Source organism: Bradyrhizobium sp. MI1.7, assembly GCF_055811795.1.
On the sequence record NZ_JBVVPO010000112.1, the window covers coordinates 1 to 15,210 of the forward strand.

At 64.2% G+C, this 15,210-nt stretch carries 12 protein-coding genes; 6 read left to right on the plus strand and 6 right to left on the minus strand.

What is annotated here, in order from left to right; all coding sequences use genetic code 11:
• Positions 1-1,026 (minus strand): transporter substrate-binding protein (locus tag AC0L3X_RS44165; RefSeq protein WP_473317481.1); only part of this gene is annotated, 1,026 nt, incomplete at its 3' end.
• Positions 1,027-1,195: 169 nt separating this feature from the next.
• Between AC0L3X_RS44165 and AC0L3X_RS44170 the strand changes: the two genes are divergently transcribed.
• Together AC0L3X_RS44170 and AC0L3X_RS44175 are read left to right on the plus strand one after the other, a co-directional pair.
• Positions 1,196-4,567, plus strand: coding sequence for a hybrid sensor histidine kinase/response regulator (locus AC0L3X_RS44170; protein WP_063980004.1), 3,372 nt, complete (start codon positions 1,196-1,198; stop codon positions 4,565-4,567).
• Positions 4,551-5,477 (plus strand): response regulator, encoded by a 927-nt coding sequence (locus AC0L3X_RS44175; protein WP_049812732.1) that lies wholly within the window; start codon positions 4,551-4,553, stop codon positions 5,475-5,477. Before AC0L3X_RS44170 ends, AC0L3X_RS44175 begins: the two co-directional genes overlap by 17 nt.
• 230 nt (positions 5,478-5,707) lie before the next feature.
• On the opposite strand, the gene AC0L3X_RS44180 is transcribed toward AC0L3X_RS44175, so the two are convergent.
• Positions 5,708-7,210, minus strand: a complete 1,503-nt coding sequence (locus AC0L3X_RS44180) for a flavin-containing monooxygenase (RefSeq protein WP_063985944.1) — start codon at positions 7,208-7,210, stop codon at positions 5,708-5,710.
• 125 nt (positions 7,211-7,335) lie between these two features.
• Entirely contained in the window at positions 7,336-8,094 is a 759-nt protein-coding gene (locus AC0L3X_RS44185; RefSeq protein ID WP_063980005.1) for a S1 family peptidase, read from the minus strand.
• A gap of 108 nt (positions 8,095-8,202) precedes the next feature.
• Here AC0L3X_RS44185 and AC0L3X_RS44190 point away from each other — a divergent pair, with 108 nt between their 5' ends.
• Complete coding sequence (locus AC0L3X_RS44190; RefSeq protein ID WP_063980006.1) at positions 8,203-8,838, plus strand: HAD-IA family hydrolase; 636 nt, start codon at positions 8,203-8,205, stop codon at positions 8,836-8,838.
• Positions 8,839-8,960: 122 nt separating this feature from the next.
• Here AC0L3X_RS44190 and mtnA read toward each other — a convergent pair whose 3' ends face one another.
• The 3 genes from mtnA to AC0L3X_RS44205 form a co-directional block, all read right to left on the minus strand.
• Entirely contained in the window at positions 8,961-10,070 is a 1,110-nt protein-coding gene (gene mtnA, locus AC0L3X_RS44195) for an S-methyl-5-thioribose-1-phosphate isomerase (protein WP_063980007.1), read from the minus strand.
• A gap of 18 nt (positions 10,071-10,088) precedes the next feature.
• Entirely contained in the window at positions 10,089-10,964 is an 876-nt protein-coding gene (locus AC0L3X_RS44200) for an S-methyl-5'-thioadenosine phosphorylase (RefSeq protein WP_063980008.1), read from the minus strand.
• A gap of 279 nt (positions 10,965-11,243) precedes the next feature.
• Positions 11,244-11,516, minus strand: a complete 273-nt coding sequence (locus AC0L3X_RS44205) for a phosphopantetheine-binding protein (RefSeq protein ID WP_063980009.1) — start codon at positions 11,514-11,516, stop codon at positions 11,244-11,246.
• Positions 11,517-11,874: 358 nt separating this feature from the next.
• Here AC0L3X_RS44205 and AC0L3X_RS44210 point away from each other — a divergent pair, with 358 nt between their 5' ends.
• The 3 genes from AC0L3X_RS44210 (at position 11,875) to AC0L3X_RS44220 (ending at position 15,108) form a co-directional block, all read left to right on the plus strand.
• On the plus strand, positions 11,875-13,092 hold the full coding sequence (locus tag AC0L3X_RS44210; protein WP_231143714.1) for an acyl-CoA dehydrogenase family protein: 1,218 nt from the start codon (positions 11,875-11,877) through the stop codon (positions 13,090-13,092).
• 65 nt (positions 13,093-13,157) lie between these two features.
• The gene (locus tag AC0L3X_RS44215) at positions 13,158-14,138 is read left to right on the plus strand and encodes an amino acid--[acyl-carrier-protein] ligase (protein WP_063980011.1); all 981 of its coding nucleotides are present in this window, start codon (positions 13,158-13,160) and stop codon (positions 14,136-14,138) included.
• Between the two features lie 94 nt (positions 14,139-14,232).
• On the plus strand, positions 14,233-15,108 hold the full coding sequence (locus AC0L3X_RS44220; protein WP_063980012.1) for a hypothetical protein: 876 nt from the start codon (positions 14,233-14,235) through the stop codon (positions 15,106-15,108).
• Positions 15,109-15,210: the final 102 nt, after the last annotated feature.

A 15,210-nucleotide genomic window follows, 5' to 3' on the forward strand; every position in this document is an offset into this window, starting at 1 on the left:
CCACGGGCCGAGATAGGCAGCCTGGGTGACGTCTCCGATCACGGTCTTTTCGCCCCACATCTTCTTGAACGCGGGCACGAAGGTCTTGTTGTTGGGATTATCGAGCGACTGGAAGTACTTCATGCAGGCATAGGCGCCCGCGATGTTCTCGCCGCCGATGCCGTCGATTTCGTCTTCGGTCACCGAGATCGTCAGCAGCGCCTGTTTCGAAAGGTCGATGCCGGCGGCCTTGAGCTGCTTGTAGAACGCCACGTTCGAGCCGCCGACGACGTCGGTGAAGATCACGTCGGGCTTGGTCAGCTTGATCTTGTTGATGACCGAGTTGAACTGGGTGTTGCCGAGCGGATAATACTCCTCGCCGACGACCTTGCCCTTCAGCACATTCTCGACGTGCTTGCGTGCGATCTTGTTCGAGGTGCGCGGCCAGATGTAGTCGGAGCCGATGAAGAAGAACGACTTGGCGCCCTTTTCCTTGGCGATCCAGTTCAGGCCGGCGAGAATCTGCTGGGTGGCCTCCTGGCCGGTGTAGATCACGTTCTTGGACTGCTCGAGGCCCTCATAGAAGGTCGGGTAATAGAGCATGCCGTTGTACTGCTCCATGACCGGCAGCACCGCCTTGCGGGATGCCGAGGTCCAGCAGCCCATGATCGCCGCGACCTTGTCGTTGACGAGCAGCTTCTTGGCCTTCTCCGCAAAGGTCGGCCAATCGCTGGCGCCGTCTTCCTGGATGAACTTGATCTTGCGCCCGAGCACGCCGCCCATGGCGTTGATCTGCTCGATGGCGAGCTTTTCGGCCTCGATCGAGCCGGTCTCGGAGATGGCCATGGTGCCGGTCGCCGAGTGCAGGATGCCGACCGTCACCTCGGTGTCGGTGACCGCCAGGCCCGTCGTGTTGATCGCCGAGGTCGCCGGAGCCTGCGCGAAAGAGGCCCGCGGCAGCATCGTAATGGCCGGCACGGCGGCCATTCCCATCAATAGTTTGCGCCGGAGCGGCGACAACAGGCCCTTGTTTGCTTCGTCTGACATGAGCACCCCACTTTTGTTCGAGGACACGCGATTGGTGCCGTGAGGATGGCTCGAATTTGTGCAGCGCAAGCATACGCAAGATCGCGTATACTGCACCGCAAAATACCGACGTAGGCTTCTGGTACGGAATTTGCGAGGGCTCTGGGACGTATCGGGAGTGGGGTAACGAGTGGCAGGGCGGCAGCGAATAGACCGCGTCAGGCGCCAGTACAACCAGTGGGTCGCCAACCAGACGCTGGAAGACTACGCGCTGCGCTTCACCGCCAAGAGCGCGCGCCGCTGGTCTGCCGCCCGTGTCGCCAACACTGCACTCGGCGCCATCTCCTTCCTGGCGCTGGAAGCGATCGGCGGCACCATCACGCTGAACTACGGCGTAACCAACGCCAGCGCCGCGATCCTCGTCGTCTCCATCATCATCTTCTTCTGCGGCGTGCCGATTGCCTATTACGCAGCCAAGTGCGGCATCGACATTGACCTGCTCACCCGCGGCGCCGGCTTCGGCTATATCGGCTCGACCGTCACCTCGTTGATCTACGCCTCCTTCACCTTCATCTTCTTCGCCATCGAGGCGGTGATCCTGGCAACGGCGCTCGAGATGTGCTTCGGCATTCCGCGCCCGATCGGCTACCTCATCAGCGCGGTGGCGATCATTCCGCTCGTGACCTACGGCATCACGCTGATCAGCCGCTTCCAGCTCTGGACGCAGCCGATCTGGATCATCCTGCACATCCTGCCCTTTGCCGCGATCGCCTGGGCCAACCCCTACTCGTTCACGGAGTGGCGCAAGTTCGCCGGCGAGCATGGCGACCCGAGCGGACATTTCGATCTGCTGCTGTTCGGTGTCGCATCCTCGGTGGTGTTCTCGCTGGTGGCGCAGATCGGCGAGCAGGTCGACTTCCTCCGGTTTCTGCCGCGCGACCGCCGCACGTCGCGAACGTCGTGGTGGATCGCCCTGCTGATCGCGGGACCGGGCTGGATCATCTTCGGCGCACTGAAATTGTTGCTCGGCTCGTTTCTCGCCTTCTTTGCGCTAAGCCACGGCCTCTCGGGCGAGCTGGCGGCCGAGCCCGCGCACATGTATCTCGAAGCGTTTCGCTACGTGCTGTCGCAGCCGGATCTGGCGCTGGCGCTCACCGGCATGTTCGTGATCCTGTCGCAGCTCAAGATCAACGTCACCAACGCCTATGCCGGCTCGATCGCCTGGTCGAACTTCTTCTCGCGTCTGACGCACAGCCATCCCGGCCGGGTCGTCTGGCTGGTGTTCAACGTGATGGTGGCGCTGCTGTTGATGGAGATCGGCGTCTACAAGGCGCTGGAGCAGACGCTGGCGCTCTATTCCAACGTCGCGATCGCCTGGGTCGGCGCGCTCGTCGCCGATCTCGTCGTCAACAAGCCGCTTGGCCTGCGCCCGCCGCAGATGGAGTTCAAGCGCGCCCATCTCTACGACATCAATCCGGTCGGTGTCGGCGCCATGACGATCGCGACCATCGTCTCGATCGCGGCGTTTTACGGCCTGTTCGGTCCGACCATGAAGGCGCTCGCCGCCTTCGTCGCGCTCACGGTCGCCTTCGTCACCGCGCCTGTTATCGCCTGGCTCACCGACGGAAAGTACTACATCGCGCGCAAGCCGAAGCGGAGCTGGGCCAATATCGAGTCGATCCAGTGCTGTATCTGCGAGCACAGTTTCGAGCCGGAGGACATGACGTCCTGCCCCGCTTACGCCGGCCCGATCTGCTCGCTGTGCTGCTCGCTCGATGCACGCTGCCACGACCTCTGCAAACCGCATGCGCGCGCGCAGGTGCAGTTCGCCGAAGCGCTCGGCAGGATTCTTCCTGAACCGATCTACCGGCGGATCAACTCGCAGTTCGGCCACTATATCGGCGTGTTCATGGTCTCCGCCGGCCTCGTCGCGCTGGTGCTGGGACTGATTTATCTCCAGACCTCGGCGAGCGTGCCCGGCGAGAATTTGCTCGTCTCGAACGTGCTCTGGAAGGTGTTCTTCTCGCTCAGCATCATCATCGGCGTGGTGGCCTGGCTGTTCGTGCTGGCGCAGCAGAGCCGCCGCGCCGCCGAGGCCGAGACGCGGCGGCAGACGACGCTGCTGATCCAGGAGATCGACGCGCACAAGCGCACCGACGCCGAGCTTCAGCGCGCCAAGGAGGTCGCCGAATCCGCCAACCTCGCCAAGAGCCGCTACGTGGTGGGCCTGAGCCACGAGCTGCGCTCACCGCTGAACGCGATCAGCGGCTATGCCCAGCTCCTGGAGCAGGACGCGACGCTCAACACCAAGCCGCGCGACCAGGTCCGCGTCGTCCGTCGCAGCGCCGATCACCTCTCCGGCCTGATCGACGGCATTCTGGATATTTCCAAGATCGAGGCCGGGCGGCTGTATCTGTCGCGCGACGAAGTGCGGCTGAGCGAATTCCTCGACCAGCTCGTCGGCATGTTCCGTCTCCAGGCGGCCGCCAAGGGCATCGACTTCGTGTTCAGGCGGCCCGCGCATTTGCCGGTCGTGGTCTACGCCGACGAGAAGCGGCTGCGTCAGGTGCTGATCAATCTGCTCTCCAACGCGATCAAGTTCACCCAGACCGGCAGCGTGCAGTTCGTCGTGCACTATCGCAGCCCCGTTGCCGAGTTCGAAGTGATCGACACCGGCCCCGGCATCCAGGGCGACGACCTCGAACGCATCTTTGCACCCTTCGAGCGTGGCGCGCTCGGCGTCTCGCAGCCGCAGACGGGCACCGGGCTGGGCCTGACCATCAGCCGGCTGCTCGCCGGCGTCATGGGCGGCGACATCAAGGTCCTGAGCACGGTTGGCGCCGGCAGCACCTTCAAGGTCAAGATGCTGCTGTCGGAAGTCGCCAATCCGCTGCGCATCGCGCCGGTGGAGGCGCCGGTCTCCGGCTATCGGGGCGCACGCAAGACCATCCTCATCACCGACGACGACCCCGTGCATCGCGACCTCCTGCGCGAGGTGCTGGCGCCGCTCGGCTTCATCCTGCTCAGTGCACCCGATGGGCCAGGATGCCTCGCGCTGGCGCAGCATTGCCGGCCCGACCTGTTCCTGCTCGACATCTCGATGCCTGCCATGGACGGCTGGGCCGTCGCGGAGGCCTTGCGCACGAGCGGCCATCACCAGGCGCGCATCCTGATGGTGTCGGCGAGCGCTCTGGAGGCTCACGGCACGCCGCTGGCGCAGCCCTTCCACGACGGCTATTTGATGAAGCCAATCGACATCCCGCGGCTGCTGGAGACGATCCGCCAACTCCTAAAGATCGAATGGCAGTACGGCTCGGACCAGATCGCGGTGCCGTTCTGGCGGCTCGAGAGCGGATCAAGGCCACCGGTGCGGCACATCGAGGCGCTGATGGGGCTGGGCCAGATCGGCTACGTCAAGGGCATCCAGTTGAAGCTGGACGAGATCGGCAGCGAGCACCCCGAGCATGCCGACTTCGTTGCGGAAATGCGGTCGCTCGTCGACCGCTTCGATCTCGACCGGTACATGGCCACATTGAAGACGTTGCATGCGCATGAGCATTGAGTCGAGGAAGCGCGATGTCGCGCTCGTTGTCGATGACTCCCCGGAGACGCTGCGGCTGCTCACCGATGCGCTCGACGGCGCCGGGATGACGGTGATGGTGGCGCTCGACGGCGCGGCCGCGATGCGCATCGTCGACCAGATCACGCCCGACATCGTGCTGCTGGACGCCGTGATGCCCGGCATGGACGGTTTCGAGACCTGCCGCCGCCTCAAGCGCGACGCGGGCGTTGCCAACGTGCCCGTGATCTTCATGACAGGCCTTGCAGAGACCGAGCACATCGTGCGCGGGCTGGAGGCCGGCGGCGTCGACTACGTGACAAAACCGATTGTGATCGAGGAGATGCTGGCGCGCATCCGCGTCCATCTCGGCAATGCCCGCCTGACTCAGAGCGCGCGTGCCGCGCTCGACGTCTCCGGCCGCTTCCTGTTCGCAGTCAACCGCCAGGGCCACATCCTCTGGGCCACCCCGCAGGCGCAAAAACTGCTGGCCGATCATCATGGCGCGCAGGCCGACGACTTCGTCCTGCCGCCATCACTCCTGCAATGGCTGGAGCAGGCGAAGGACAAGGGCAGCTCGAAGTCGCAGGCGGCTCCCCTGCCCGACAATCCGCAACTGCGGCTCTACTACATGGGCGAAACCGCGCCGAACGAGTTCCTGCTGCGGCTGTCCAAGGAGTCCGGCACGGCGCTGCCGCCCGAATTCACCAGCGAGCTCGGCCTCACCACCCGCGAGGGCGAGGTGCTGGCCTGGCTCAGCAAGGGCAAGACCAACCGCGACATCGCGCAGATCCTGGGCTTGAGCCCGCGCACCGTCGACAAGCACCTGGAGCAGATCTACGCCAAGCTCGGCGTGGAGAACCGGACCGCGGCGGCGGCGATTGCAACGAATGCAACGCGAAGGAATTCGTAGCAGCACTGCAAATGAGTTGAGACGCAGTTCGCCCAACAAACAGTGTCGTCCCGGACAAGCGAAGCGCAGATCCGGGATCCATAACCACAGGGAGAAGTTTGGCGAAGACTCGGAGTGAGCGGTTCGCCCTAGAACCACTGCCTGGGAGTATGGGTCCCGGGCTCGCTTCGCGCCCCGGGACGACAGCCGTGTGCGTGGCAATCGCTACCGCCCCTCACACGAACAATCACTCACCCGTAAACAAACGCCCCGTCATCCAGATCCGTCTTCGGGATCTCGTCCTTCTCGGTCCAGTAATCCTGGCTGTGCTGCCATTCCGGCTTGTCGCCGCGCTTGGGGAGCAGGTCCATGTTGCGCATGATGTAGCCGGGGTTGAAGTTTTCCGGATCGATCCAGGGCAGGATCGGCATGTTGTGGTCTTCAGCGCGCAGCCTGACTTCGACCTTCTTCGTGCCCTTGGCCTTCATGTGGCCGAGCAGCCGGCAGACGAAATCGGCGACGACGTCGACGCGCAGCGTCCAGCTCGCACGGAAATAGCCGAACACCCAGACCATGTTCGGCACGCCCGTGAACATCATGCCGCGATAGGTCACGGTGTCGCCGAAGGCGAGCGGCTTGCCGTCGATCTCGAAGGCGATGTCACCGAGCGCCGCAAGATTGAAGCCGGTTGCGGTGACGACGACGTCGGCTTCCAGCAGCTTGCCGGACTTGAGCTGGATGCCGTTCTCGACGAAACATTCGATCTCGTCGGTGACGACGGAGGCCTTGCCGCTGGCGATGCCCTTGAACAGATCGGCATCGGGCACAAAGGCGATACGCTGCCGCCACGGCCGGTAGGTCGGCGTGAAATGCGTTTCGACGTCGTAGTCCGGCCCGAGAACCGCGCGGATCTGGTCGATCAGATCCTTCTTCACCTGCTCCGGCTTGGCAATGCAGAGCTTTGTGAAAGCATCCTGCTCGAACAATATTTTGCGGCGGACGATCTCGTGGATCCATTCCTCGTCGACCTGAAGCCGGCGCAGCTCCTCGGCGATCTCGATGGCGTTGCGGCCGAGCCGGAAATAGGTCGGCGAGCGCTGCAGCATGGTGACATGCGCGCAGGCGTCGGCGATGTTCGGCACCAGCGTCGCCGCGGTCGCGCCCGAGCCGATCACGACGACCTTCTTGTTCGCGAGGTCGATATCGTCGGGCCAGCTCTGCGGATGGACGATGCGGCCCTTGAAGCGGTCCATGCCCTTCCATTCCGGCGTGTAGCCTTCGGAATGGCGATAATAGCCCTGGCACATCCAGAGGAAGTTGGCGGTGAACGTTTTCGCCTCGCCGGTGTCGGTCGTCGTCGCCTCGATGGTCCAGAGATTTTGCTCGCTCGACCAGCTCGCGGAATTGATCTGGTGCTTGTAGCGGATGTGCGGGGCGATATCGTTGTCTTCGATCACCTCGTTCATGTAGGTGAGGATTTCCTCGGCGGTCGCGATCGGCGGGCCGACCCAGGGCTTGAAGCTATAACCGAAGGTATGGAGATCGCTGTCCGAGCGAATGCCGGGATAGCGATGCGTGCTCCAGGTGCCGCCGAACGTCGCCTGCGTTTCCAGGATGACGTAGCTCGTGCCGGGAAGCTGCTTTTCGATGTGATAGGCGCTGCCGATGCCGGAGATGCCGGCACCGACGATCAGCACGTCGAAATGTTCAGAGGCCTGCTTGGTTGTGGCGTGACTGCGGACAGCGACATTCATTGTTGCTTCTGTGCCTTGCTTGTTTTTGTGGCCGCCCTTGACCGGACGGCGCGTTTCCTCCGCGACGGGCATGGTCGCCCATCGCGCTTCCACTTCAAAATGACACAGATCAATTCGCGGTCAAACTATAACGCCGCACCCCAGCTCCGCGCGGTCTGCAAAATCCAGTCGCGATAGAGGGTGAGCGGCGTGACGCCGGTCAATCCGCCGCAGCCGGCGGCGCCGTTCGGTCCCGTGGACCAGCTGATGACGCCGACAAGCACCGGACCGTTCGGCTTGTCCTCGAACACCGGACCGCCGGAATCGCCGGTGCAGGCGCCAATTCCGTCGCGAACACCGTTGGTTACGGGATCGACCAGCCGGATCTGGAACGTGCCGGGCTGGCCCGTGGCCACGAGCCCGGCAACGCGCGTCGCGCCGCCGCTCTTGCCGTCGCCACGGACGGTGACGCCGATACCGGCGATGACGAAGCGGCTGCCAACCTGGATTGGAATGGTCGGCGCACCGACCGACACCGTCGATTTTCCCTTGAGTGGAATTTCCAGTTGCAACAATGCCACGTCCGCGGTGGCGCGATGCGCCTGCATTGCCTGCATGTTGAAGTTCGGATGGATCGCGACGGTACGCACATTCAGCAATTGCGGCGCACCGTCAGCGCCGCGATCGACGATCTTGTAGTCCGCGCCGGGCTGCACACAGTGGGCAACCGTCAGCACGACCTTCGGAGCGATCAGGCTGCCGGTGCAGAAATTGCCACGCGAGCCGACGATGGTGACGACCGCGCGCGCGACACCATCGGCCTGCGGCGTGCCGCCGCCGACGATGGCGTGTGCGGGCGTAGCGAGCAGCAGCGCGGCTGCGATGAGGGTTGCAAGCTTCTTCATGGGAACACGCTTTGGCGTCAGCATCGGTGACGGCGGGATTGCTTCGGACTGGCCCTTGCCGATAGCGCATGCTAGCGCTCTTGGGAAGGAATTGACGAGGGCGGGATCTTGACGATCGAGGCTGTGATCTTTGATTTTGGCGGCGTGCTGACGAGCTCGCCGTTCGAGGCGTTCGCGCGGTACGAGACCGAGCGCGGTCTGCCCGTCGACATCATCCGGCGCACCAACGCCGCCAATCATCTGGAAAACGCCTGGGCCAAGTTCGAGCGAGCCGAGGTCGACATCGACACCTTCGACAAGCTCTTCGCGGAAGAATCGCGCGCGCTCGGCGCGGAGGTGCGCGGCCGCGACGTGCTGCCGCTGCTTCAGGGCGATCTGCGTCCCGAGATGGTCGAAGCTCTCAAGCGCATCAAGGCGCAATTCAAGACCGGCTGTATCACCAACAATCTGCCTGCCAACGCGATCGGCAGCATGACCGGGCGCTCACTCTACATCGCCGAGGTGATGGTTCTGTTCGACCACGTCATCGAATCCGCCAAGATCGGCCTGCGCAAGCCCGACCCGCGCATCTACAGGATGATGGTCGAGACGCTGAGGGTCGATCCGAAGAATTGCGTCTATCTCGACGATCTCGGCGTCAATCTAAAACCCGCGCGCGAGATGGGCATGACGACGATCAAGGTAGCCAGCGGGGCCCAGGCCATCGCCGAGCTCGAGGCGGCGACGGGGCTGAAGCTGCGCTAGTCTAGCCTGTCATTGCGAGGAGCGAAGCGACGAAGCAATCCAGAGTCTTTCCGCGCAGGGATTCTGGATTGCTTCGCTGCGCTCGCAATGACGGCGTAGAGCCATCTCGCCTGGCAGACTGACTACTCCGCCGCGGCGGCGATCCGCTCCGGAAAGGCGGCCGCCAGCGATGCTCTATCCGGCTTCAGCACACCGCGCTCCGTGATGAGACCAGTGACCAACCGCGCCGGCGTCACGTCGAACGCGTAATTCGCGACCGGCGAGCCCTCCGGCACGATGCGCACCGTCTCCAGCCGGCCGTCGGCGGTGCGGCCGGTCATGTCGGTCACCTCCGTGCCGCTGCGCTGCTCGATCGGAATGTCGCGGATGCCGTCATCAACGGCGAAATCGATCGTCGGCGACGGCAATGCGACATAGAACGGCACGCCGTTGTCGTGCGCGGCAAGCGCCTTCAAATATGTGCCGATCTTGTTGCAGACATCGCCATTGGCGGCGACGCGGTCGGTGCCGACGATGGCGAGGTCGACCATGCCGTGCTGCATCAGGTGTCCGCCGGTGTTGTCGGGGATCACCGTGTGCGGCACGCCGTGATGGCCGAGCTCCCAGGCCGTGAGCGAGGCGCCCTGGTTGCGCGGACGGGTCTCGTCGACCCAGACATGGATCTTGATGCCACGCTCATGCGCCAGATAGATCGGCGCCGTTGCGGTGCCCCAGTCGACGGTGGCGAGCCAGCCGGCATTGCAATGGGTCAGCACGTTGACGGTCTCGCCCGGCTTCTTCTTTGCGACGATCGCCTCGATCAGCTTCAAGCCGTTGCCGGCGATGCCGCGGTTGATCTCGACGTCCTGCTCGACGATCTCGTCGGCGCGCGCATAGGCCGCCTCCGCCCGTTCAACCGGATCGACCGGCGCGAGCGCCGTGCGCATCTCGTCGAGCGCCCATTTCAGATTGATCGCGGTCGGCCGCGCCACGACCAGCGTGTCATAGGCGCGCTTGAGGCCGGCGTCTGATGAGTCCTCGCGCATGGCGAGCGCCATGCCGTAGGCCGCGGTTGCACCGATCAGCGGCGCGCCGCGCACCAGCATGTCGCGAATGGCGACCGCAGCGTCTTCGCAAGAAGTCAGCTTAGCGATGACGAACTCATGCGGCAGCCGGCGCTGGTCGATCGCGCCGACCGACCAGCCATCGCGCTCGCGCCAGATGCTGCGAAAATGCTTGCCGTCAACCTTCATGGCATTCTGCCTTTCGTATCACGCCCGCAGGATGCGCCCGGCCACCGCATCGAGCTTCTTCAAGAGCTCGGGATCGCGCGCCTCGGGCGCCGTGATCAACGCGGTGTCGAGCGCGCGGTCCGAACCGATCGGGCACGGCTCGTGCTCGCGCGGAAAATCCGTCGCGAGCCGCGCCACCAGCGCCTTCGCCTTGTCGGCGTTCGAGGTCAGCACGCGGATGATGTCCTGGACGGTGACGGCGTCGTGGTCGGGATGCCAGCAGTCGAAATCCGTCACCATCGCGACCGTGGCGTAGCAGATCTCGGCCTCACGCGCGAGCTTTGCCTCGGGCATGTTGGTCATGCCGATCACGGAATAGCCCGATGTCTTGTAGGTCATGCTTTCCGCATAGGTGGAGAATTGCGGCCCCTCCATGCAGACATAGGTGCCGCCGCGCGCAAACGCGATGCCCTCGGCTTCGGCTGCCGCCCCAAGATGGATACGAAGCCGCGGCGAGACCGGATGCGCCATCGACACATGCGCGACACAGCCCCGACCGAAGAACGAGCTCTCGCGCTTGTGGGTGCGATCGACGAACTGGTCGACGAGAACGAAGGTGCCGGGTGGCAGCTCCTCCCTGAACGAGCCGCAGGCCGAGAGCGAGATCAGGTCGGTGACGCCGGCCCGCTTCAGAACATCGATGTTGGCGCGATAGTTGATGTCGGAGGGCGACAGCCGGTGACCCTTGTCGTGCCGCGGCAGGAACACGATCGGCAGGCCGGCAATCGAGCCGCGCCGCAGAGGGGCCGACGGCTCGCCCCAGGGGCTCTTGATCACTTCTTCGCGCGCACCCTCGAGACCCGGCAGATCGTAGATGCCGGAGCCACCAATGATGCCCAATACCGCCTGCGTCATGCCTGCTCCACCCTGTCAGCTATGTGCGACATGGTTAAGCTATGCCAGTTTTGCGGCGATTTTGAAACGGGGGTGGTGGGGCGATGCCGGTGCTGTGAGGGGCGTGGAGTGCTCGCCTCACACTCGATGTCGTCCCCGCGAAAGCAGGGACCCATAGCCACAGGGCGCAGTTTGGCGAGGGTTCGTCGTTCTGTACTGCGACCCTCAACGATCGATAGATTCCGCGGTATGGGTCCCTGCGTTCGCAGGGACGACCCGGGGAGAGATAGGTACGTCTAATTAAGCCGCCGCGGCCAGCTGCAGCTGGTTCGCGACCATCCGCTCCAGCGTCTCGACCGACTGGAAGTTCTCGGGCGTGATCTCGGACTGCGGGATGGTGAAGTCGAACTCGGCTTCGACGCCGAGCATCAGATTGACCATGTCCATCGAGGTCAGGCCCGCATCGACGAGCCTCGCCTGTGGCGTGATGTCCGCGGTGAGCGAGTTCTGCTCGAGGATGCCCTTCACCAGCTTGATGACGCGATCGCGCACGTCGGTATCGAAGGCCTGCATCGGTAAATTCCCATCTGTCTATTCAACGGTCGGACCGGTTGCCGGCTACGATGGGCGCGACGGGCCGATCCCACAATGGGCGCCACCATTACTTCGCCTTTCTTAGTAAACGATGACTCAGATTGTCTGGAATTCCGGGTTCTTCCAGATCCCTAACGCGATCACGGAATTGTCGGCGATGCAAACAACCCGAACTTAACTGTTCGTTGGGAATTGCGGTTTGTTTACCCTCTATTTCATCGACGAATTTGAATTAAATCCGTAGCCTCGTCTCACAAGCAAAATGGTCGGAGGATCGCTTGCACGGCATCGCGAATGATGCCGGCGATCCTGAACGGCAAACCGGAGGCGGACGAGTATGAACGTGCGTGAAGCAGTCCTCACTGTCGACGAAACGCAAACGAGCTTTCTCGAACACGGCCCCTCCCTCATCGAACGCGCCACCCGGACCGCCACTGCGGCGGCGGCCGACGCGGACGGGGTCGATCGCGACGCCCGCTTCCCCCACAAGGCTTTCGAGGTCGCGCGTGAGCAGAAACTGCTCGGCGTCATGATCCCGGTCGAGTTCGGCGGCCTTGGCGCTTCGATCTACGACGTCACCGACATCTGCTACACGCTCGGGCGCGCCTGCGCCTCGACCGCGATGATCTATGCGATGCACACGACCAAGGTCGCCTGTGTCATCAGGCACGGCCACGGCATCCCCTGGATGGAAACGATGATGCGCCGGGTCGCCCGCGACCAGTGGCTGCTCGCCTCCTCCACCACCGAAGGCCAGAACGGCGGCAACATCCGCGCTAGCGCCGCGGCAGTCGACCACGCCGGCGACGCAGTCTCGCTGATGCGCGACGCCACCGTGATCTCCTACGGTGCGGAGGCCGACGGCCTCGTCACCATCGCCCGCCGCGCCACCGAGGCCGCCGCCTCCGACCAGGTTCTGCTGGCGCTCGCCAAGGACGATTATTCGCTGAAGCAGACGCAGGGCTGGGAGACGCTCGGCATGCGCGGCACCTGCTCGACCGGCTTCGAGCTGAAGGTCGATTGCCCGGCCGACCGCATCTTCCCGGAATCCTATGACAAGATCCATGCCCAGACCATGACGCCGTTCGCGCATCTGTGCTGGTCCTCGGCCTGGGCCGGCATCGCGGCTGCGGCCGTGACCCGTGCGCAGGCTTTCGTTCGCAAGGCGGCCCGCACCTCGGGCGGCCAGATGCCGCCGGCCGCGGCGCATTTCACGGCCGCGAAGATGTCGCTGGCCAAGCTGCGCGCGCTGATCGCAGCCAATGTCGACACCTTTGCCCGCGCCGAACATGACGAGCGCGCGCTGAGCTCGCTCGATTTCCAGTCTTCGATCACGCTGTTGAAGGTGCAGGCCTCCGAGCTCGCGGTCGAGACCGTGATGCATGCGATGCGCACCGCGGGCCTCTCCGGCTACCGCAACGACGGCGAGTTCACCATGGGCCGCCACCTGCGCGACGTGCTGTCCTCACCGATCATGATCAACAACGACCGCATTCTCGCCAACGCCGCCACGTCGACGCTGATGAGCGGCATTCCGGCAAGCCTTCGGGACTAGAAAGCCTTCGCGACTGACGTGCCTTTCGGCCAAAAAGAACAATTTCAGATAGCAGGAAGTCGAACATGAACATTGCTGTTCTCCCCAACTCGCCCGAGACCGCGCCGCAAATCGCAGATCCGCTCGATCATCTCGCCGACAAGCTGTTCCACCCCATGGGCTCGGACGGCGTCTACGCCCGCACCGCGCTCTATGAGGGCGTCGTCGAGCGTCTCGCCGCGCTGATCACGAGCGATCGCGAGGCCGGCACCGAGGTCATGCGCTTTCCGCCGGTGATGAGCCGGGCCCAGCTCGAGAAATCCGGCTATCTCAAGAGTTTTCCGAACCTGCTCGGCTGCGTCTGCGGCCTGCACGGCACCGAACGCGAGATCAACGCGGCGGTGAGCCGCTTCGACGCCGGCGGCGACTGGACTTCATCGCTCTCGCCGGCCGACCTCGTGCTGTCGCCCGCCGCGTGCTACCCGGTCTATCCGATCGCGGCGAGCCGCGGACCTTTGCCGAAGGGCGGCCTGCGCTTCGACGTCGCCGCCGACTGCTTCCGCCGCGAGCCGTCGAAACATCTCGACCGGCTGCAATCGTTCCGGATGCGCGAATATGTCTGCATCGGCAGCCCCGACGACGTCGCCGATTTCCGCGAGCGCTGGATGGTGCGCGCGCAGGCGATTGCCCGCGACCTCGGCCTGACCTTCCGCGTCGACTATGCCAGCGACCCCTTCTTCGGCCGCGTCGGTCAGATCAAGGCAGTGAGCCAGAAGCAGCAGCAGCTCAAGTTCGAGCTCCTGATCCCGCTCCGCTCGGAGGATCAGCCGACCGCCTGCATGAGCTTCAACTATCACCGCGAACATTTTGGCACGACCTGGGGCATCCAGGACGCCAATGGCGAACCGGCCCACACCGGCTGCGTCGCCTTCGGCATGGACCGCCTGGCCGTCGCCATGTTCCACACCCACGGCACCGATCTCGCCGCCTGGCCCGCCAAGGTGCGGGAGATCATGGGCATGCAGCCGTTAGCCACGGCCGATGCCCATGGTGAAGGCTGGCGCTAGAGCGTGATCCGGAAAACTGCGGGGCGGTTTTCCGAAAGATCATGCTGAAACGATAGAGCGAACGAGGCCTCCCATTTCCACGGGTAAAACGAGCGTGATCCACACCAAGGTCCGATGCCGCGAGATCACCGAGGCCGACGTCGATGCGGTCGCGGACCTGCTGACGCGCGGCTTCGTCGGCCGCTCGCGCAATTACTGGATTCAGGGGCTGCGCCGACAGGCCTTCCGGCCCGTGCCGGAGGGCTATCCGCGCTTCGGCTACATGCTCGACAATGACGGCGCGCCCGTCGGCGTGCTGCTGCTGATCTACACGGCGCGAAAGCACGGCGAAGAGGCCGCCATCCAGTGCAATTTGTCGAGCTGGTATGTCGATCCGGCCTACCGCAACTACGCCCCGCTGCTGACCAAGATCGCGCAGCGGCACAAGGATGTCACCTATCTCAACATCAGCCCGGCGCCGTGGACCTGGCCGATCATCGAGACGCAGGGCTTTCGTGCCTATTGCCACGGCATCTTCTTCTCCGTGCCTGCACTCGCGCGCCCTCCGCGCTGGAGCAAGATCGAGGTCATCTCGCAGCACGCCAAGGCGATCGAGGGGCTGACCGACGACGAGACGCAGCTCCTCACGCGGCATGCCCGCTACAATTGCCTCAGCCTGGTCTGCCGCACGCCGAAGGGAACGTTCCCCTTCGTCCTGCAGCCGGTGCGCATCCGCCGCGGCTTCATCGCACCGCCGGCGATGAAGCTGATCTATTGCCGCAGCGCCGCCGAATACGCCGCCTGCGCAGGCCGCATCGGCCGGCTGCTGCTGCGACTTGGCAAGATCTCGGTGGCGATCGACTCCAATGGCCCGATACCCGGCCTCGCCGGCATCTACACCGAGCGGCGCGGTCGTAAATATTTCAAGGGCCCGCACCGGCCGCAGCTCGGCGACCTCACGGACACGGAACTCGTGCTGTACGGGCCGTAGGGTAAGGTCGGGCCCAACATCCGCCGTCGTCCCTGCGAACGCAGGGACCCATGACCCCAGGGCGCAGTTTGGCGAAGACTGATCCGGAATGATCTTCCCGCG

What these genes read in the sequence shown, in the direction of transcription:
- AC0L3X_RS44175 (WP_049812732.1), top strand. Translation starts at nt 4,551, where the DNA reads ATGCGCATGAGCATTGAGTCGAGGAAGCGCGATGTCGCGCTCGTTGTC.
- AC0L3X_RS44200 (WP_063980008.1), bottom strand. Translation starts at nt 10,964, where the DNA reads ATGACGCAGGCGGTATTGGGCATCATTGGTGGCTCCGGCATCTACGAT.
- AC0L3X_RS44215 (WP_063980011.1), top strand. Translation starts at nt 13,158, where the DNA reads ATGAACATTGCTGTTCTCCCCAACTCGCCCGAGACCGCGCCGCAAATC.
- AC0L3X_RS44180 (WP_063985944.1), bottom strand. Translation starts at nt 7,210, where the DNA reads ATGAATGTCGCTGTCCGCAGTCACGCCACAACCAAGCAGGCCTCTGAA.
- AC0L3X_RS44185 (WP_063980005.1), bottom strand. Translation starts at nt 8,094, where the DNA reads ATGAAGAAGCTTGCAACCCTCATCGCAGCCGCGCTGCTGCTCGCTACG.
- AC0L3X_RS44205 (WP_063980009.1), bottom strand. Translation starts at nt 11,516, where the DNA reads ATGCAGGCCTTCGATACCGACGTGCGCGATCGCGTCATCAAGCTGGTG.
- mtnA (WP_063980007.1), bottom strand. Translation starts at nt 10,070, where the DNA reads ATGAAGGTTGACGGCAAGCATTTTCGCAGCATCTGGCGCGAGCGCGAT.
- AC0L3X_RS44210 (WP_231143714.1), top strand. Translation starts at nt 11,875, where the DNA reads ATGAACGTGCGTGAAGCAGTCCTCACTGTCGACGAAACGCAAACGAGC.